Origin of the sequence: Pseudomonas sp. NPDC086251 (assembly GCF_044746405.1) — a bacterium.
Classification (GTDB): domain Bacteria; phylum Pseudomonadota; class Gammaproteobacteria; order Pseudomonadales; family Pseudomonadaceae; genus Aquipseudomonas.
Genome location: NZ_JBIVBY010000008.1, coordinates 169,945 through 187,767 on the forward strand (window position 1 = coordinate 169,945; position 17,823 = coordinate 187,767).

Annotated in this window: 17 protein-coding genes; 11 read left to right on the top strand and 6 right to left on the bottom strand. The window is 60.3% G+C overall.

The window, feature by feature from the left end:
* Positions 1-204: 204 nt before the first annotated feature.
* Together ACIPL2_RS12335 and ACIPL2_RS12340 are read left to right on the top strand one after the other, a co-directional pair.
* Positions 205-1,353, top strand: a complete 1,149-nt coding sequence (locus tag ACIPL2_RS12335) for a pyridoxal phosphate-dependent aminotransferase (protein WP_401356489.1) — start codon at positions 205-207, stop codon at positions 1,351-1,353.
* Positions 1,341-2,132 carry an amidohydrolase gene (locus tag ACIPL2_RS12340; RefSeq protein ID WP_401356491.1) on the top strand — a complete coding sequence of 264 codons (792 nt, stop codon included), beginning with the start codon at positions 1,341-1,343 and terminating at the stop codon, positions 2,130-2,132. The genes ACIPL2_RS12335 and ACIPL2_RS12340 overlap by 13 nt, the downstream gene beginning before the upstream one ends.
* A gap of 194 nt (positions 2,133-2,326) precedes the next feature.
* Here ACIPL2_RS12340 and leuA read toward each other — a convergent pair whose 3' ends face one another.
* Entirely contained in the window at positions 2,327-4,006 is a 1,680-nt protein-coding gene (leuA, locus tag ACIPL2_RS12345) for a 2-isopropylmalate synthase (RefSeq protein WP_401356494.1), read from the bottom strand.
* 166 nt (positions 4,007-4,172) lie between these two features.
* Between leuA and ACIPL2_RS12350 the strand changes: the two genes are divergently transcribed.
* Together ACIPL2_RS12350 and ACIPL2_RS12355 are read left to right on the top strand one after the other, a co-directional pair.
* Positions 4,173-4,367 carry a hypothetical protein gene (locus ACIPL2_RS12350; RefSeq protein WP_401356497.1) on the top strand — a complete coding sequence of 65 codons (195 nt, stop codon included), beginning with the start codon at positions 4,173-4,175 and terminating at the stop codon, positions 4,365-4,367.
* Between the two features lie 35 nt (positions 4,368-4,402).
* Positions 4,403-4,759: a hypothetical protein gene (locus ACIPL2_RS12355; protein ID WP_401356499.1), complete on the top strand. Its 357-nt coding sequence runs from the start codon at positions 4,403-4,405 to the stop codon at positions 4,757-4,759.
* Positions 4,760-4,894: 135 nt separating this feature from the next.
* Here the strand turns inward: ACIPL2_RS12355 and ACIPL2_RS12360 are convergent, their stop codons facing one another.
* On the bottom strand, positions 4,895-5,716 hold the full coding sequence (locus ACIPL2_RS12360; protein ID WP_401356501.1) for a peptidoglycan DD-metalloendopeptidase family protein: 822 nt from the start codon (positions 5,714-5,716) through the stop codon (positions 4,895-4,897).
* 3 nt (positions 5,717-5,719) lie between these two features.
* On the bottom strand, positions 5,720-7,099 hold the full coding sequence (gene xseA, locus ACIPL2_RS12365; protein WP_401356504.1) for an exodeoxyribonuclease VII large subunit: 1,380 nt from the start codon (positions 7,097-7,099) through the stop codon (positions 5,720-5,722).
* 183 nt (positions 7,100-7,282) lie between these two features.
* Between xseA and ACIPL2_RS12370 the strand changes: the two genes are divergently transcribed.
* Positions 7,283-8,050, top strand: coding sequence for a sulfite exporter TauE/SafE family protein (locus tag ACIPL2_RS12370; RefSeq protein WP_401356506.1), 768 nt, complete (start codon positions 7,283-7,285; stop codon positions 8,048-8,050).
* 159 nt (positions 8,051-8,209) lie between these two features.
* Here the strand turns inward: ACIPL2_RS12370 and ACIPL2_RS12375 are convergent, their stop codons facing one another.
* The 3 genes from ACIPL2_RS12375 to ACIPL2_RS12385 are packed head-to-tail and all read right to left on the bottom strand — an operon-like array spanning position 8,210 to position 10,587.
* Positions 8,210-8,599: a DNA polymerase III subunit chi gene (locus tag ACIPL2_RS12375; protein WP_401356508.1), complete on the bottom strand. Its 390-nt coding sequence runs from the start codon at positions 8,597-8,599 to the stop codon at positions 8,210-8,212.
* An 8-nt stretch (positions 8,600-8,607) separates the two neighbouring features.
* Positions 8,608-9,036 carry a DNA polymerase III subunit chi gene (locus ACIPL2_RS12380; protein WP_401356510.1) on the bottom strand — a complete coding sequence of 143 codons (429 nt, stop codon included), beginning with the start codon at positions 9,034-9,036 and terminating at the stop codon, positions 8,608-8,610.
* Positions 9,037-9,096: 60 nt separating this feature from the next.
* Positions 9,097-10,587, bottom strand: coding sequence for a leucyl aminopeptidase (locus ACIPL2_RS12385; RefSeq protein ID WP_401356513.1), 1,491 nt, complete (start codon positions 10,585-10,587; stop codon positions 9,097-9,099).
* Between the two features lie 416 nt (positions 10,588-11,003).
* Between ACIPL2_RS12385 and lptF the strand changes: the two genes are divergently transcribed.
* From lptF to era, 6 genes are all read left to right on the top strand, one after another.
* Entirely contained in the window at positions 11,004-12,122 is a 1,119-nt protein-coding gene (gene lptF, locus ACIPL2_RS12390) for an LPS export ABC transporter permease LptF (RefSeq protein WP_401356515.1), read from the top strand.
* Positions 12,115-13,176, top strand: a complete 1,062-nt coding sequence (gene lptG, locus ACIPL2_RS12395; RefSeq protein ID WP_401356518.1) for an LPS export ABC transporter permease LptG — start codon at positions 12,115-12,117, stop codon at positions 13,174-13,176. Before lptF ends, lptG begins: the two co-directional genes overlap by 8 nt.
* Before the next feature lie 171 nt (positions 13,177-13,347).
* Positions 13,348-15,147, top strand: a complete 1,800-nt coding sequence (gene lepA / locus ACIPL2_RS12400; protein WP_401356520.1) for a translation elongation factor 4 — start codon at positions 13,348-13,350, stop codon at positions 15,145-15,147.
* A 5-nt stretch (positions 15,148-15,152) separates the two neighbouring features.
* On the top strand, positions 15,153-16,007 hold the full coding sequence (lepB, locus tag ACIPL2_RS12405) for a signal peptidase I (protein WP_123365728.1): 855 nt from the start codon (positions 15,153-15,155) through the stop codon (positions 16,005-16,007).
* Positions 16,008-16,191: 184 nt separating this feature from the next.
* Positions 16,192-16,881: a ribonuclease III gene (gene rnc / locus ACIPL2_RS12410; RefSeq protein WP_059403405.1), complete on the top strand. Its 690-nt coding sequence runs from the start codon at positions 16,192-16,194 to the stop codon at positions 16,879-16,881.
* The gene (gene era, locus ACIPL2_RS12415) at positions 16,874-17,776 is read left to right on the top strand and encodes a GTPase Era (RefSeq protein WP_059403406.1); all 903 of its coding nucleotides are present in this window, start codon (positions 16,874-16,876) and stop codon (positions 17,774-17,776) included. Before rnc ends, era begins: the two co-directional genes overlap by 8 nt.
* Positions 17,777-17,823 lie beyond the last annotated feature (47 nt).

Here is a 17,823-nt window from a genome sequence, read left to right on the forward strand (position 1 = left end):
CCGTAGGAGCGAGGCTTGCCCGCGAAGAACGATGACGCGGTCTACCGATGTACCGCGGTGTGGCTTTCGCGGGCAAGCCTCGCTCCTACAGGATCGGGTTAAAGAAGGGCGCTTATGGCGCCCTTTTTTTATGGGCGTCGGATGGGCTATCCTCGGGCTCTCCCGTGCCGCCGTTAGAGCCGGGTGTAGAGCAGGGACTCAACGATGATCACCAGTAAGCTGCCGAATGTCGGCATCACTATCTTCACTCAGATGTCTCAGCTCGCGGCACAAACCGGGGCGCTGAACCTGTCCCAGGGGTTTCCCGATTTCGATGCGCCGCAGGCCCTGTGCGATGCGGTCGGTCGGCACATTGCCAGCGGCCACAACCAGTATTCACCGATGACCGGCCTGCCGGCGTTGCGTCAGCAGATTGCGGCGAAAATTGCTCGCAGTTACGGCGTCAATGTGGATGCCGATCACGAAGTAACGGTCACCCCCGGCGCGACCCAGGCGATCTTCTGTGCGATTCAGACAGTTATCCACAGTGGTGACGAAGTCATCGTGTTTGATCCGGCCTACGACAGCTACGAGCCTTCGGTGGAGCTGGCCGGTGGTCGTTGCGTGCACGTGCAACTGGGCCTGAACGATTTCTCCATCGACTTCCAGAAACTCGGCGAAGCCATTACGCCACGCACGCGGATGATCATCCTCAACACCCCGCACAACCCCAGCGGCGCACTGATCAGCCGTGCCGAGCTGGAGCAATTGGCGGCGTTGATCCGCGACCGCGACATCTATGTGGTCAGCGACGAAGTCTACGAACACCTGGTGTACGACGGGGTGCCGCACGCCAGCGTGCTCAATCACGAAGAGCTGTATCAACGCGCCTTCGTGGTCAGTTCCTTCGGCAAGACCTACCACGTCACTGGCTGGAAAACCGGCTACGTGGTCGCGCCACCGGCGCTCACCGCAGAGCTGCGCAAGGTGCACCAGTACGTCAGTTTCTGCGGCGTGACGCCGCTGCAATATGCGTTGGCCGACTTCATGGCCGAGCACCCGGAACATGTGGAACAACTGCCGGCGTTCTATCAGGCCAAGCGTGACCTGTTCTGCGATTTGCTGACGCCGTCGCGCTTCAGTTTTACCCGCGTGACCGGTACCTATTTCCAGTTGGTCGATTACTCGCAGATCCGCCCGGACCTCAACGACGTCGAGATGGCGCTGTGGATGACCCGCGAACATGGCGTGGCAAGCATCCCGATCTCGGTGTTCTACCAGACCCCACCCGAAGGCCAGCGCCTGGTGCGCTTGTGCTTCGCCAAACGTGAGGAGACCCTGCGTGAAGCGGCGGAAAAACTATGCGTGATCTGAGTGCACTGCCCAATCTGAACATCGCGCTGATCCAGACTGCCTTGGCCTGGCATGACCGCCAGGCCAATCTGGAGCATTTCGAGCAACTGTTCGAGCAGGCTCGCGGGGCTGATCTGATTATCCTGCCGGAGATGTTCACCACCGGTTTTTCCATGGAGTCGGAAACCCTCGCCGAGGCGGAAAACGGTCCGACCAGTAAATGGTTGCGCGTTCAGGCAGCGAAGCTGGACGCGGTGATTACCGGCAGCCTGATCGTCCAGGCGGCTGACGGCAGCCACCGCAATCGCCTGTTGTGGGCGCGACCGGACGGGGAGGTGTTGCATTACGACAAGCGCCACCTGTTCCGCATGGCCGGCGAGCACAATCACTACACGCCCGGTGAACGTCAGGTGCAGTTCGAGCTCAAGGGCTGGCGCGTGCGGCCGCTGATTTGCTACGACCTGCGCTTTCCGGTGTGGAGCCGCGACGCTCAGGACACCGATCTGCTGCTGTACACCGCCAACTGGCCGGGTGCTCGGCGTCTGCACTGGAACCGTTTGCTGCCGGCGCGGGCGATTGAAAACCTGTGCTACGTGGCGGCGGTGAACCGCATCGGGACCGATGGCAAGGGCTTCGCGTATACCGGCGACAGTCAGGTGCTGGATTTCCAGGGTGAGACGTTGCTCAGTGCGGGGGAGGCGGATGGGGTGTTTCAGGTGGTTCTGAATGCTGCCGACCTTCAGGCTTATCGCACGCGGTTTCCGGCGAATCTGGATGCCGATACCTTCGAATTCACCTGAGATCTTCGCTGGCTGACCTGGCCCCTTCGCGAGCAAGCCCGCTCCCACATTTGACCGAGTTGTCCGGTCAAACGCGTTCAAATGTGGGAGCGGGCTTGCTCGCGAAGGGGCCATAACCAACAACGCAAAAACACCAGGCAAACAAAAAGGCCCCAAGGTTCACACCAAGGGGCCTTTGACAGTTCAGCGAAGGCTTACGCCGCTTTCGCTTCCGGCTGGCTCAGCGAGCGATTCAGCGCGCTGAACAGTGCCTTGAAGCTGGCAGTGGTGATGTTTTCATCGATACCCACACCGTGCACCGCACGCTCGCCGTTCACCCGCAGTTCAATGTAGGCCGCCGCTTTGGCATTGGTGCCCGCGCCGATGGCGTGTTCGTTGTAGTCCATGATTTCCACCGGAATCGGCAGGCCGGCCACCAGTGCTTCCAGGGCACCGTTGCCCTTGCCGCGCCAATGCAGGTTGGTTTCGCCCTGGCCTTGGCCGGAGACTTCCACTTCCACGGCGCTGTGACCGTTTTCTTCCTGCAGACGATGGCTGACCAGCGCGTACGGGGTGTTGGCCTGCAAGTACTCGCTGTGAAGCAGCGCGTGGATCTGCTGGGCCGTCATCTCCAGGCCCAGGCGATCGGTTTCACGCTGCACGACCTGGCTGAATTCGATCTGCATGCGACGCGGCAAGTTGATGCCGTATTCCTGTTCCAGCAGGTAAGCGATACCGCCCTTGCCCGACTGGCTGTTGACGCGAATCACCGCCTCGTAGCTGCGGCCGATGTCGGCCGGGTCGATCGGCAAGTACGGCACTTCCCACAGGGCGTCCGGTTTCTGCTGGGCGAATCCCTTGCGGATGGCGTCCTGGTGGGAGCCGGAGAACGCGGTGTGAACCAGGTCGCCGACATACGGGTGACGTGGGTGCACCGGAAGCTGGTTGCACTCTTCGACGACTTTGCGCACGCCGTCGATGTCGGAGAAGTTCAGCTCAGGGTCGACGCCCTGGGTGTAGAGGTTCAACGCGACAGTCACCAGGTCGACGTTACCGGTGCGTTCGCCGTTGCCGAACAGGCAGCCTTCGACACGGTCCGCGCCGGCCATCAGGCCCAGTTCGGTGGCCGCAACGCCAGTGCCACGGTCGTTGTGGGTGTGCAGGCTGATGATCACGCTGTCACGACGATTGATGTGACGGCCGAACCATTCGATCTGGTCGGCATAGATGTTCGGCGTGGCGCATTCGACGGTGGCCGGCAGATTGAGGATCATCTTGTGCTCAGGCGTCGGGTTCCACACTTCGATCACGGCGTCGCAGACTTCCTTGGCGAATTCCAGTTCGGTCGCGCTGAAGGTTTCCGGCGAGTACTCGAAGGTCCACTCGGTGTCTGGCTGCTGGGCGGCGTATTTGACGAACAGCTTGGCCGCGCTCACAGCGATTTCCTTGATCCCGTCCTTGTCCTGGTTGAAGACAATGCGGCGGAAGGAAGGGGAGGTGGCGTTGTACAGGTGAACGATGGCTTTTTTCGCGCCGCGCAGGGATTCGAAGGTGCGCTCGATCAAGTCTTCACGACCCTGGGTCAGCACCTGAATGGTGGTGTCGTCCGGGATGTGGTTGCCTTCGATCAGGGTGCGCACGAAGTCAAAGTCGGTTTGCGAAGCGGCCGGGAATGACGCTTCGATTTCTTTCACGCCCACCGACACCAGGGTTTTCCAGAAACGCAGCTTCTTCACCGCGTCCATTGGCTCGATCAGCGACTGGTTGCCGTCACGCAAGTCCGAACTGCACCAGATCGGCGCGGCGGTGATGGTCTTCGAGGGCCAGGTGCGATCCGGGATATCAATGGTCGGGAACGCGCGGTATTTCGAAGACGGGTCTTTGAGCATGCTCATCGGGAAATCCTTATTGTGTGGGCCGAAAAAAGGCGGCCTGCCGGTGGATCAAAAGTTAAGAGGATAAAGCGTGGGACGAGGCACCGCGATTCAGCCCGGCAGTCGTGCGCTGACAAGGCACAGGCTGCGGTGCTGGCGAAGCTGAATGAGGGTGTGAGAGGTTTTCATGCCTTCAACCCTAACCGCGAGGGAGAAGGATGGCAAGCAGTCGAAAAAAATTGAGAGGAATACTCGAAAAAGCCTGTTTGCCGCGATTTTATTGTTCTGTATGGCGTTCATGCTGAGGATGCTTGCGCGAGGTTTGAGTGATGCGCAATCGAAGGCGGCGGCTGATGGGGCCGTTCAGCGCGGCTATTCTTAAAGCTTCAACAGACGACTGGCAGGCAGGAGTCGGCAATGAACGAGTCGGATTGGAAGCTTTATAGCGCGCTGCGCCCATTGGCCCATGAGCGGATGTGTGTCCGGATCATGCAAGAGGTCGAGCGCACGGTGCTGGATAAAAGCCTGGCGCCGTATGAGCGGATAGAGGCCAGTGAAGAATTGCTCAAGGCCGGGCAAAAGGAGCTGTATTGGGCGTTTGGCGTTTTCAGGTTCTCACGGCATGAGGCGCGCTCGCACTTGCTTGGGTTGTGTGCGCGGGAGTTGATCACACCGGGCGAATTGACCGGGTTTTCAGAGGAAACCCAGGGGTGGATCAATCGTTGCCTGGCGGATCGGGAGGTTCATGGGATTGAGGACCTTGATGCGGAATAATGGCGTCAGTGATGGCCCCTTCGCGAGCAAGCCCGCTCCCACATTAGATTTTCGGCGTCCACAAAATATGTGTTCACACCGATCAAATGTGGGAGCGGGCTTGCTCGCGAAGAGGCCAGCCGCATCAGCAACTATTCAGGGCTGAAACGCCCCAATAAAAATCGCCGGATCAACCCGCGCATCATTCAGGCTGATATTCCAGTGCATATGCGGCCCGGTCGCCCGCCCGGTCGAACCCACCTTGCCCACCACTCCGCCACGCGCCATTTGCTGCCCGACCTGCACATCGATTTTCGACATGTGGCAAAACATGCTGATAAACCCTTGGCCATGGTCGACAAACACCGTGTTGCCATTAAAGAAGTAGTTGCCGATCAGAATCACCTTGCCCGCCGCCGGGGTCTTGATCGGTGTGCCTGCGCCCACGGCGAAATCCAGGCCCGAGTGAGGATTACGCTCTTCACCGTTGAAGAACCGGCGCACGCCGAACTTGCTCGACAGCGGCCCGTTGACCGGTTTGTCCAACAGTAAATTGCTCGGCGTGTTCGGGCTGAAGGTGCGGTAGGCGGCAATCTGCTCGGCCAGCTCGCGTTCGATGCGCTTGAGGTTTTCCGGGTCTGGATTGACCTGCTGTGTATTTTTCAGGGTGATGCGCTGTTCCGGGTATTTCTTGTTGCCGACGGTAAAGCTCAGATTACGCCCGCCACTGCTGACCTGTTGTGTCCCCGGCTTGACCGTCAACGGCACGCCGACAATCGCCAGCCAGTTGTTCTGTTCCTTGACCACCAGCACCGGTTTGCCCTGATAACTGGCTTTTGGCGCCTGGGCAGCGGAACCCAGGTCCACCACGGCCACGCCGCCCGGCACCGGTTTGTTCAACAGACGGGTGATGTAGCTGTCGGCGTGGGCGTTGAAGGTCAGGCACAGCAACAGCAGCGGAGCTAAAAAGCGCGGCATGGATCAATCCAGTAAAGAAAGGGTGACGGGCGTCAGGTGATTGTCTTCGACCCGCACTTGCAGTTCGCCTTCACCGAGTTTGGCTTTCAGGCGTTGGCCGGTGTGGGTCTGCGCGGCGTTGCGGATCGCGTTGCCGCGTTCGTCCAGCAGAATGCTGTAGCCACGACCGAGGGTGGCCAAGGGGCTGACCACATGCAACGTCTGCATCTGGCTTTGCAGTTGCAGGCGGCGGCCCTTCAAGCCTTCGCGCATGGCGCGGGGCAGGCGTTCGGCGAGACTGTCGAGGCGCTGGCGCAGCATCGCCAATTGGCGGCCCGGATGTTGCCCGGCGAGGCGGGTTTCCAGGCGAATCAGCCGTTCGCGGCGGGTGTTGAGGCTGCGTTCGAAGGCGCGGCGCATGCGCATGTCCAGGTCATCCAGGCGCTGCGCTTGCTGGCGCAGGCGTTCACCGGGATGACGCAGGCGACGGGAGATGCCTTCCAGGCGCAGGCGATCTCGCATCAAGCGGTCGCGCATGCGCATCACCAACCGTCGATGCAGGCTTTCGACCCGACGTACCAGGTCGCTGGAATCCGGTGCGAGCAATTCGGCGGCGGCGGAGGGCGTCGGCGCGCGGACGTCGGCGACGAAGTCGCTGATCGAGACGTCGGTTTCATGGCCGACGGCGCTGACGATTGGCGTCACGCAGGCGTCCACGGCACGGGCCACGGCTTCTTCGTTGAAACACCAGAGGTCTTCCAGCGAACCGCCGCCACGGGCCAGGATCAGCGCATCGAAGCCACGGGCATCCGCCAGTTTCAGTGCGCGGACAATTTGCGCGGTGGCTTCGCGGCCCTGCACGGCCGTGGGGATCAGCGTCAATTGAACCTGCGGCGCACGGCGGCGGAACACGCTGATGATGTCGCGGATCACTGCGCCGGTGGGCGAGCTGATGATGCCGATGCGTTGCGGGTGCGCCGGCAGCGGCACTTTGCGCTCGGCACTGAACAGGCCTTCGGCGCTGAGCTTTTCTTTCAGGGCATCGAATGCCAGGCGCAGCGCGCCATCGCCGGCCGGCTCCACGGTGTCGAGGATCAGTTGATAGTCGCCACGGCCCTCGAACAGCGAGACCTTGCCGCGCACCTTGACCGCCAGGCCGTCCTTCAACGCCTGGCGAACCCGCGCCGCGTTCTGCCGGAACAGTGCGCAACGCACCTGGGCGCCGCTGTCCTTGAGGGTGAAATACACGTGGCCGGACGCCGGGCGGGCGAGGTTGGAGATTTCGCCTTCGACCCAGATGTTGCTGAACACGTCTTCGAGCAACACCCGCGCGCGGCCGTTGAGCTGGCTGACAGTCAGGACTTCACGGTCCAGGCCGAGTCTTGCAAAGGGATCTTTAATCATGGGGCGCAGTTTAAAGGCATTTGATGATCAATCTCCATGAGTCAGCACAAATCCCTTGTGAGAGCGAGCCTGCTCGCGAATGCGGTGTGTCAGCCACATTAATGTTGAAGTTAATCCGCATTCGCGAGCAGGCTCGCTCCCACAGGTTTAACTTCAGCTTCAGTATTCAAGGAAGATGTGCGGATGAGCGTGCTTGAGTTGTTAAACCAATGGCCATTCGGGGCGGTGGGTTGGCTGGTGATCGGGTTGGGCATTGCCCTGGCCTACATCGTGTTCGGCATCGCCGGTTTCGGCACGGCGCTGGTGGCCGGGCCGATTCTGATTCTGTTCATGCCGCTGTCGAAGATCGTACCGTTGCTGGTGCTGCTGGATTTCGTCGCAGCGTTTGGCAATCTGCTGCCCTCTCGGCGCGATGTGGCGAGGCCGGAGTTGCTGCGGTTGCTGCCTTGCATGGCGCTGGGTTGCACGTTGGGGGTGATTTTTCTGCTGAACCTCAAATCCGACCTGTTGCTGCTGTTGATGGGGCTGTTTATCAGCGCTTATGCGATTTATAGCCTGTGGGTGAAAACCCGTCCGACGCAATTATCAGCGGGTTGGGCGGTGCCGATGGGCACGGTGGGCGGGATGTTCGGGGCGCTGTTTGGCAGTGGCGGCTTTTTGTATGCGATCTATTTGAACAGTCGCTTGCCCAAGGACGCGGCCCGGGCGACGCAAAGTGCGTTGATCAGCTGCAGCACGGTGGTGCGGTTGAGCCTGTTTGCTATCGCGGGTGTTTATGCCGATTTTCCGCTGTTGATGCTGGCGCTGTGTTTGTTGCCGGCCATGGCGCTGGGGCTGTGGATCGGTCGGCGGTTGACCTTGCGCCTGTCCCGCGAAGCGTTCGTGCGGTTGGTGACGTGGTTGGTGCTGGCAAGCGGGATCGCCTTGATCGGGCGCTATCTAAGCAGCTGATGGCGAACGCGATCTTTTGTAGGAGCCAGGCTTGCCGGCGAAGGCGTCCTTGAGATCGCCTTCCTTGTAGGAGCGAGGCTTGCCCGCGAAGGCGATCTCGAGGACGCCTTCGCGGGCAAGCCTCGCTCCTACAAAAAGCGGTCCGCGTACACGCGAGGGTCAGTCGTTGTATTGGCTCAACAACCGTTCCAGCCGCGCGCTGAGGCGGCGTTTGATTTCGGTTTCGATGTGCGGGGCGAAGTCGTCGATCACGTCTTGCATGATCAATTGCGCGGCGGCGCGCAGTTCGCTGTCCAGGTGCAACAGGTCATCGGGGTTCTTGCTGACGACCGGAGCCGGTGGGGCGGCGGGGGCGGGTGGTGTCGGTTCGACAGGCTGGGGCGCGGCGGCGACCGTATCGAACAACATCGGAATCTGTTCCTGATCACCGTCTTCGACCGTGTCGGTCAGCAGCGGTGGTTGCAGGTTGTCATCGCCGAGCAGTTGGCGGATCGACTCAAGGTCGTCCAGCAGGTGCGCGGACTGTTGTTGCGGTTTTGGAGTGTCCATCGGAATGCTCAGAGTCGCTGTAAACGGTGATCTTGCAGAGGATAGCCCTGTTCGCGGTAGAAACGGAAACTCTCCCGCGCGGCCTGTCGAATCGTCGGATCTTCCACCACCACTTCCGCCACGCGGGCGAAACGCTGGGCGAAGGCCGGGACTTTCAGGTCGAGGTTGACCAGCAGGCCCTGATGCTGACCGCAGTCATCGCCAAGACCCAACACAATCAAACCATCCGGTTCGTTTTCAGCGGGGCCGTGGGGCACGAAGCTTTCGCCCTTGAAGGCCCACAGGCGCGCATCGAGATCCTCGCGCTGGGCGGCATCGCTGCAATGCAGGTAGATGCGATGGCCCATGCGCCAGGCTTTTTCGGTGAGCTTGCAGGCGAAATCCAGCCGCGCCGAAGGATCGGCGCTGGGCAGGATATAGAAGTCGACTTTGGTCATTGCGGTTCCTTGACCGAGCGCGGCGCTGCCCGCAAGCAACGCCGCCCAGGGTCATCGGTGTCAGGCTTTGGCGCGATCCAGCAGGTATTGAGTCAGCAGGGGAACCGGACGGCCAGTGGCGCCCTTGTCCTTGCCGCCGCTGGTCCAGGCCGTGCCGGCGATGTCCAGGTGCGCCCAGTTGAGGTTCTTGGTGAAACGCGACAGGAAGCAGGCCGCCGTGATGGTGCCGGCTTTCGGGCCGCCAATGTTGGCGATGTCGGCGAACGGGCTGTCCAGCTGTTCTTGATACTCATCGAACAGCGGCAGTTGCCAGGCGCGGTCGTCGGCGGACTGGCCGGCGCTCAACAGCTGGCCGATCAGTTCATCGTTGTTGCCCAGCAGGCCCGAGGTGTGGGAACCCAAGGCGACGACGCAAGCGCCGGTCAGGGTGGCGATGTCGATCACCGCTTGGGGCTTGAAGCGCTCGGAGTAGGTCAGGGCATCGCACAGCACCAGACGGCCTTCGGCGTCGGTGTTGAGGATTTCCACGGTCTGGCCGCTCATGGTGGTGACGATGTCGCCCGGGCGCGAAGCGTTGCCGCTCGGCATGTTCTCGGCGCAGGCCAGGATGCACACCAGGTTGATCGGCAGTTTCAGTTCGAGCACGGCGCGCAGGGTACCGAAGACGCTGGCAGCGCCGCCCATGTCGTACTTCATTTCATCCATGCCGGCGCCCGGCTTCAGGCTGATACCGCCGGTGTCGAAGGTGATGCCTTTGCCGACCAGTGCGTACGGCTTCTCGGACTTCTTGCCGCCGTTGTATTGCATGACGATCAGGCGCGGCGGCTGGGCGCTGCCCTGGCCAACGGCGTAGAACGAGCCCATGCCCAGGTCCTTGATCTTCTTCTCATCGAGGACTTCGACTTTCAGGCTCTTGAATTCTTTGCCCAGGTTCTTGGCTTGTTCGCCCAGGAACGTCGGGTGGCAGATGTTCGGCGGCAGGTTGCCCAGGTCGCGGGTGAATGCCATGCCGTTGGCGATAGCGGTGGCGTGGGCCACGGCGCGTTCGATTTCAGCCTGTGCCGCCTTGATGGTCACCAGGGTGACTTTCTTCAGGGCGCGCGGCTCGGCTTTCTGGCTTTTGAACTGGTCGAAGGTGTATTCGCCGTCCACCAGGGTTTCGGCCAGCAGGCGGGTCTTGCCGTAGCTGTCGCGGCCCTTGACCACGACTTCGTCCAGGGCCAGCACTGCATCGCTGCCGCCCAGGCCTTTCAGGGTGTTGAGAATGCCGGCGACGATTTTACGGAACGGGCGATCGCCCAGCTCTTCGTCCTTGCCCACACCCACCAGCAGCACGCGTTCGGCCTTGAGGTTAGGCAGGCTGTGCAGCAACAGGCTTTGGCCAACCTTGCCGGCCAGGTCGCCGCGCTTGAGCACAGCGCTGATGGCGCCGCCGCTCAGTTCGTCGAGCTGTTTGGCCACGGCACCGAGCTTGCGGCCTTCGCCGACGGCGACGACCAGCGTGGCGGTTTTCAACGTTTCTGGGCTAACGCTTTTTACAACCAGTTCCATGTCCGGGTCCCTGAATGATTGGGTCAACACGCAAGTGCTCGAGGAAAGGCGTTCGAGCTTGCTTATAAATAGAAAGACGCAAGTCACGGCTTGCGACAAAGGCCGCAGTTTGAACCTCGCTACCGGCGCCTGACAACCCTCGGTTGTACGATCTTCAATGATTTGCGGCCTTTGTAGGAGCGAGCTCGCTCGCGAAAAACCCGAGAGCGCCACGGGGTGTCAGGATTCCCTCGTTATCGTTGACGACCTTCGCGAGCAAGCTCGCTCCTGCAGTCTTCATGCCTATGCATTGCGCAGTGACAGGTGCACCCAATCACAGGATAATGCGCCATCTTTTTCGGCGGCTCTGCCCTGCGGGCTGTCTGATACGTTTGCTTGTTTGGCCGCCTTAGCCTGACAACCCTGGAGTGTCTGGTTTGATTGTCTTCCGTTATTTGTCCCGCGAAGTCCTGTTGACCTTGAGCGCCGTCAGCGCCGTGCTGCTGGTCATCATCATGAGCGGTCGCTTCATCAAATACCTCGCCCAGGCGGCTTCGGGCCTGCTGGATCCGGGCTCACTGTTTTTGATCATGGGTTTTCGCCTGCCGGGTTTCCTGCAGCTGATCCTGCCGTTGGGGCTGTTCCTGGGGATTCTGCTGGCGTATGGCCGGCTGTACCTGGAAAGTGAAATGACCGTGCTCTCGGCCACTGGCATGAGTCAGCAACGTCTGTTTGCCATGACCCTGTTTCCGGCCACGCTGGTCGCGCTCGTCGTGGCGTGGCTGAGCCTGAGCCTGGCGCCGCAAGGGGCCAATCAGTTCCAGTTGCTGCTGAACAAGCAGGACGCGCTGACTGAATTCGACACCCTTGAGCCGGGCCGCTTCCAGGCGCTGCGTGACGGTACCCGGGTGACCTACACCGAAACGCTGTCGGATGACCGCATCAACCTCGGTGGCGTCTTCATCTCGCAAAAGAACGTCAATTCAGACAATAAGGATCGCGGGATTTCCGTGCTGGTGGCCGAGAAAGGTCGTCAGGAAATCCGCCCCGACGGTAATCGCTACCTGATTCTCGACAACGGCTATCGCTACGACGGTAATCCGGGTCAGGCCGACTACCGGGCGATCAAGTACGACGAGTACGGCGTATTGCTGCCTAAACCGGACGTCAGCGACGAAGTCACTGATCGTGATGCCCTGACGACCCGTTCCTTGCTGGACAATGACGACATCCGTTCGAACGCCGAATTGCAGTGGCGCTTGTCCCTGCCATTGCTGGTGTTCATCGTGACCCTGATGGCGGTGCCGCTGTCGCGGGTCAATCCGCGTCAAGGCCGTTTCCTCAAACTGCTGCCGGCGATTCTTCTTTATATGGCTTACCTGAGCATCCTGATTGCCGCTCGCGGCGCCCTCGAAAAGGGCAAGATTCCGCCCGCGCTGGGCCTGTGGTGGGTGCATGCAATCTTCCTGGCCATTGGCCTGGGCTTGCTCTATTGGGAAACCCTGCAGTTGAAGCTGGCGAGTCGTCGCAGCGCGCTGGAGGTGGCCCGTGGTTAAGCTCGATCGCTACATCGGTAGCAGCGTATTCGTCGCCATTCTGGCCGTGCTGGGGATCATTCTCGGTCTGGCGACGCTGTTTGCCTTCATCGACGAGATGAGCGAAGTCAGCGACACCTACACCCTGGTCGATGTGCTGAGCTATGTCCTGCTGACCGCGCCGCGTCGTCTTTACGACATGTTGCCGATGGCGGCGCTGATCGGTTGCCTGATCGGCCTCGGCAGCCTGGCCAGCCACAGTGAGCTGACCATCATGCGGGCTGCGGGTGTATCGATCGGGCGAATCGTCTGGGCGGTCATGAAGCCGATGCTGGTGTTGATGGTGGTGGGGGTTCTCATCGGCGAGTACATCGCGCCGGCCACGGAAGTCACGGCTCAGGCCAATCGCTCACTGGCTCAGGGCAGCGGCGATGCGCAAAGCGCCAAGCACGGCCTGTGGCACCGTCAGGGTGACGAGTTCATTCACGTCAACTCGGTGCAGCCCAATGGCTTGCTGTATGGCGTCACCCGTTATCGCTTCGACGATCAACGCCACATGCTGTCGTCGAGCTTCGCCAAGCGCGCGGAATTCGACAAGGATCACTGGCAGCTAAGCGACGTCACGACCACCCTGTTCCACGAAAAAAGGACGGAAGTGGTCACCGCGCCGGTCGAGCGCTGGAACGTGGCGCTGAGCCCGCAATTGCTCAGCACCGTGGTGATGTCGCCCGATTCGCTGTCGATAACCGGTCTGTGGGGCTACATCCACTACCTGGCTGACCAGGGGCTGAGCAATGGCCGCTACTGGCTGGCATTTTGGGTCAAGGTATTGCAGCCGTTGGTCACTGCGGCCCTGGTACTGATGGCGATCTCGTTCATTTTCGGTCCGCTGCGCTCGGTCACCCTCGGTCAGCGAGTGTTCACCGGTGTGCTGGTGGGCTTCACCTTCCGCATCGTCCAGGATCTGCTGGGGCCTTCGAGCCTGGTGTTCGGCTTCCCGCCGCTGGTGGCGGTGCTGTTGCCGGCCAGTGTGTGCGCCTTGGCCGGGCTCTGGATGTTGCGCCGCGCCGGTTGATTCCGGGTATTTTTCGGCCTGGCTGATGAGCAAAAACGCCCCTGTCGCAAGACCGGGGCGTTTTTGTACGCGCCGTCTGACCTGCGAACGTGACGCTTGCGCCGTGGATCAGGTACAATTCCCGGCTATTTTTCGGCGGGCTATGCCTGCAGCCTTTTTGAGTGTTGATCCGTGAGTGATTTGAGTCATATCCGCAATTTCTCCATCATCGCCCACATTGACCATGGCAAGTCGACGCTGGCCGATCGCTTCATCCAGATGTGCGGCGGCCTTGCCGAGCGCGAAATGGAAGCCCAGGTGCTGGACTCCATGGACCTGGAACGTGAACGCGGGATCACCATCAAGGCCCACAGCGTCACCTTGTATTACACCGCCAAAGACGGCATCAAGTACCAGCTGAACTTCATTGACACCCCGGGCCACGTTGACTTCACCTATGAAGTCAGCCGGTCGCTGGCGGCCTGTGAAGGTGCGTTGCTGGTGGTCGATGCCGGTCAGGGCGTTGAAGCGCAGTCGGTTGCCAACTGCTACACGGCGATCGAGCAGGGCCTGGAAGTGATGCCGGTCCTGAACAAGATCGACCTGCCACAGGCCGATCCGGACCGCGTCAAAGAAGAAATCGAGAAAATCATCGGCATCGATGCTACCGATGCGGTCGAGTGCAGCGCCAAGACTGGCCTGGGCGTCGACGAAGTGCTCGAACGTCTGGTTGCCACCATTCCTGCGCCAACCGGTAACTACGAAGATCCGCTGCAAGCGTTGATCATCGACTCCTGGTTCGACAACTACCTGGGCGTTGTCTCCCTGGTACGCGTGCGTCACGGTCGGGTGAAGAAGGGCGACAAGATCCTGGTCAAGTCCACCGGCAAGATCCACTTGGTGGACAGCGTCGGTGTCTTCAACCCGAAACACACCGCGACCGTTGACCTGAAGGCCGGCGAAGTGGGCTTCATCATTGCCGGCATCAAGGACATCCACGGTGCGCCGGTCGGTGACACCCTGACCTTGAGCTCCACCCCCGACGTTGACGTGCTGCCAGGTTTCAAACGCATTCAGCCGCAGGTGTACGCCGGCCTGTTCCCGGTCAGCTCCGACGACTTCGAAGATTTCCGTGAAGCCCTGCAAAAGCTCACGCTCAACGATTCGTCCCTGCAGTACACCCCGGAAAGCTCCGACGCCCTGGGCTTCGGTTTCCGTTGCGGGTTCCTCGGCATGCTGCACATGGAAATCATCCAGGAGCGCCTGGAGCGCGAGTACGACCTGGACCTGATCACCACGGCGCCGACGGTAATTTTCGAGCTGTTGCTGAAAACCGGTGAAACGATTTACGTCGATAACCCGTCGAAGCTGCCGGACCTGTCCTCGATCGAAGACATGCGTGAACCGATCGTGCGGGCCAATATTCTTGTGCCGCAAGAGCACCTGGGCAACGTCATTACCCTGTGTATCGAGAAGCGTGGCGTGCAGCACGACATGCTGTTCCTCGGTACCCAAGTCCAGGTGACCTACGATTTGCCGATGAACGAAGTGGTCCTGGACTTCTTCGACCGTCTGAAATCCACCAGCCGTGGCTATGCTTCGCTGGATTACCATTTCGATCGTTATCAATCGGCTAATCTGGTGAAACTGGATGTGCTGATCAACGGTGACAAGGTCGACGCCCTGGCGCTGATCGTGCACAAGGATAACGCGCACTACAAAGGTCGTCAGTTGACCGAGAAGATGAAAGAACTGATTCCGCGCCAGATGTTCGACGTCGCGATCCAGGCCGCCATTGGCGGGCAGATCATTGCGCGGACCTCCGTCAAGGCACTCAGAAAGAACGTATTGGCCAAATGCTACGGCGGTGACGTTAGCCGTAAGAAGAAACTGCTGGAAAAGCAAAAGGCCGGTAAGAAACGCATGAAGCAAGTCGGTAACGTGGAAATTCCACAGGAAGCCTTCCTTGCAGTGCTCAGGTTGGATAGTTAGGTCCTATGTCACTAAATTTCCCGCTGTTGCTGGTCATCGCCGTGTTCGTCTGCGGCCTGTTGGCGTTGCTCGATCTGGTTTTCCTGGCGCCGCGTCGGCGTGCTGCCATTGCCTCCTATCAGGGCAGCGTCAGCCAGCCTGACGGGGTGGTGGTCGAGAAACTGAACAAAGAGCCGCTGCTGGTCGAATACGGCAAGTCGTTCTTCCCGGTGTTGTTCATCGTGCTGGTCCTGCGTTCGTTCCTGGTGGAGCCGTTCCAGATTCCGTCCGGATCGATGAAACCGACCCTGGACGTTGGCGACTTCATTCTGGTGAACAAGTTTTCTTACGGGATCCGCCTGCCGGTGATCGACAAGAAAGTCATCGAAGTCGGTGATCCGCAGCGCGGCGATGTGATGGTGTTCCGCTACCCGAGCGATCCGAACGTCAACTACATTAAACGTGTGGTGGGCCTGCCGGGTGACCAGATTCGTTACACCGCTGACAAGCGTCTGTTCGTCAACGGCGAGTCGATCGCCGAACAACTGGTCGGTTCCGAGCCGGGCACGTTGGGCAGCGCCGAGCTCTACAAGGAAAAACTCGGCGTCGCCGAGCACCTGATCCGCAAGGAAATGAGCCGCTATCGGGCGTCGCCGGACCATACCTGGACCGTGCCTGCCGGGCACTACTTCATGATGGGCGACAACCGCGACAACTCGAACGACAGTCGCTACTGGGATGATCCGAGCATTCCCAAGGATCTGCTGGGCATGGTTCCCGACAAGAATATCGTCGGCAAGGCCTTCGCAGTCTGGATGAGCTGGCCGGAACCTAAACTCAGTCACCTGCCGAATTTCTCGCGGGTTGGCCTGATCAAGTAATCACACACGGCGCTGTTGAACACAGCGCCGAATGCATTTCTGGAGTCGGCACAATCGGCACCGGAAGCATGAAAACAATGATATTCAGGACGTAATTTTTGAACACAGCGTTAAGTGTCCCAAGCCTGCGCCGCACCACGGCGATGGCGGTGGAATCCAACCACGAACTCAGCGTGGGTAAACCGTGAGCGTCTCCTTAAGCCGTCTCGAGCGTCAGCTCGGCTACACCTTCAAGGATCAGGAACTGATGGTCCTGGCCCTGACTCACCGCAGCTTTGCCGGGCGTAACAACGAACGCCTGGAATTCCTCGGTGATGCCATTCTTAACTTCGTCGCGGGCGAGGCGCTGTTCGATCGCTTCCCGCTGGCGCGCGAAGGCCAGCTGTCGCGTTTGCGCGCCCGCCTGGTGAAAGGTGAGACCCTGGCCGTACTGGCCCGCGGTTTCGATCTGGGCGATTACCTGCGCCTGGGGTCCGGTGAGTTGAAAAGTGGCGGTTTCCGTCGCGAGTCGATTCTGGCCGATGCCCTGGAAGCGCTGATTGGTGCGATCTACCTGGACGCCGGCATGGACATGGCGCGCGAACGCGTGCTGGCCTGGCTGGCCGGTGAGTTCGAAGGCCTGACGCTGGTCGACACCAACAAAGATCCGAAAACCCGCCTGCAAGAATTCTTGCAGTCCCGTGGTTGCGAACTGCCGCGTTACGAAGTGGTGGATATCCAGGGTGAGCCGCATTGCCGGACGTTCTTCGTCGAATGTGAAATCACCTTACTGAATGAAAAAAGCCGAGGTCAGGGTGTGAGCCGTCGTATTGCCGAACAGGTAGCGGCCGCCGCAGCACTGATTGCCCTGGGCGTGGAGAATGGCCATGACTGATTCAACTGCAACTCGCTGTGGCTATGTCGCCATCGTTGGCCGTCCGAACGTGGGCAAGTCCACGCTGCTGAACCACATCCTCGGTCAGAAGCTGGCGATCACCTCGCGCAAGCCTCAGACCACTCGCCACAACATGCTGGGCATCAAGACCGAAGGCGCCGTGCAGGCGATCTACGTCGACACCCCGGGCATGCACAAGGGCGGCGAAAAGGCCCTGAACCGCTACATGAACAAGACCGCTTCGGCGGCGTTGAAAGACGTCGACGTAGTGATCTTCGTGGTCGATCGCACCAAGTGGACCGACGAAGACCAGATGGTCCTCGAGCGCGTCCAGTACGTGACCGGCCCGCTGATCGTGGCGCTGAACAAGACCGACCGCATCGAAGACAAAGCCGAGCTGATGCCGCACCTGAGCTGGTTGCAGGAACAGCTGCCGAACGCGCAGATTATGCCGATCTCGGCCCAGCACGGGCACAACCTCGAAGCGCTGGAGCGGGTGATTGCCGGTTACCTGCCGGAGAACGATCACTTCTTCCCGGAAGACCAGATCACCGACCGCAGCAGCCGCTTCCTCGCCGCTGAACTGGTGCGCGAGAAAATCATGCGCCAGATGGGCGCCGAGCTGCCGTACCAGATCACCGTGGAAATCGAAGAGTTCAAGCAGCAGGGGAAAACCCTGCACATCCATGCGTTGATCCTCGTTGAACGTGACGGCCAGAAGAAAATCATCATTGGCGACAAGGGTGAGCGGATCAAGCGTATCGGCACTGAGGCGCGCAAGGACATGGAGCTGCTGTTCGACTCCAAGATCATGCTCAACCTCTGGGTGAAAGTGAAAGGCGGCTGGTCCGACGACGAGCGCGCGTTGCGTTCGCTGGGTTACGGCGACTTGTAACTCGGTTCCAGATACACCAGAGAAACCTTGTGGGAGCGGGCTTGCTC

Coding starts and splice junctions, on each gene's coding strand:
- ACIPL2_RS12355 (WP_401356499.1), top strand. CDS start 4,403: ATGAACGAGTCGGATTGGAAGCTTTATAGCGCGCTGCGCCCATTGGCC.
- era (WP_059403406.1), top strand. CDS start 16,874: ATGACTGATTCAACTGCAACTCGCTGTGGCTATGTCGCCATCGTTGGC.
- lepB (WP_123365728.1), top strand. CDS start 15,153: ATGTCACTAAATTTCCCGCTGTTGCTGGTCATCGCCGTGTTCGTCTGC.
- ACIPL2_RS12385 (WP_401356513.1), bottom strand. CDS start 10,587: ATGGAACTGGTTGTAAAAAGCGTTAGCCCAGAAACGTTGAAAACCGCC.
- ACIPL2_RS12375 (WP_401356508.1), bottom strand. CDS start 8,599: ATGGACACTCCAAAACCGCAACAACAGTCCGCGCACCTGCTGGACGAC.
- ACIPL2_RS12380 (WP_401356510.1), bottom strand. CDS start 9,036: ATGACCAAAGTCGACTTCTATATCCTGCCCAGCGCCGATCCTTCGGCG.
- ACIPL2_RS12370 (WP_401356506.1), top strand. CDS start 7,283: ATGAGCGTGCTTGAGTTGTTAAACCAATGGCCATTCGGGGCGGTGGGT.
- leuA (WP_401356494.1), bottom strand. CDS start 4,006: ATGAGCATGCTCAAAGACCCGTCTTCGAAATACCGCGCGTTCCCGACC.
- ACIPL2_RS12340 (WP_401356491.1), top strand. CDS start 1,341: ATGCGTGATCTGAGTGCACTGCCCAATCTGAACATCGCGCTGATCCAG.
- ACIPL2_RS12335 (WP_401356489.1), top strand. CDS start 205: ATGATCACCAGTAAGCTGCCGAATGTCGGCATCACTATCTTCACTCAG.
- ACIPL2_RS12350 (WP_401356497.1), top strand. CDS start 4,173: ATGCCTTCAACCCTAACCGCGAGGGAGAAGGATGGCAAGCAGTCGAAA.
- xseA (WP_401356504.1), bottom strand. CDS start 7,099: ATGATTAAAGATCCCTTTGCAAGACTCGGCCTGGACCGTGAAGTCCTG.
- ACIPL2_RS12360 (WP_401356501.1), bottom strand. CDS start 5,716: ATGCCGCGCTTTTTAGCTCCGCTGCTGTTGCTGTGCCTGACCTTCAAC.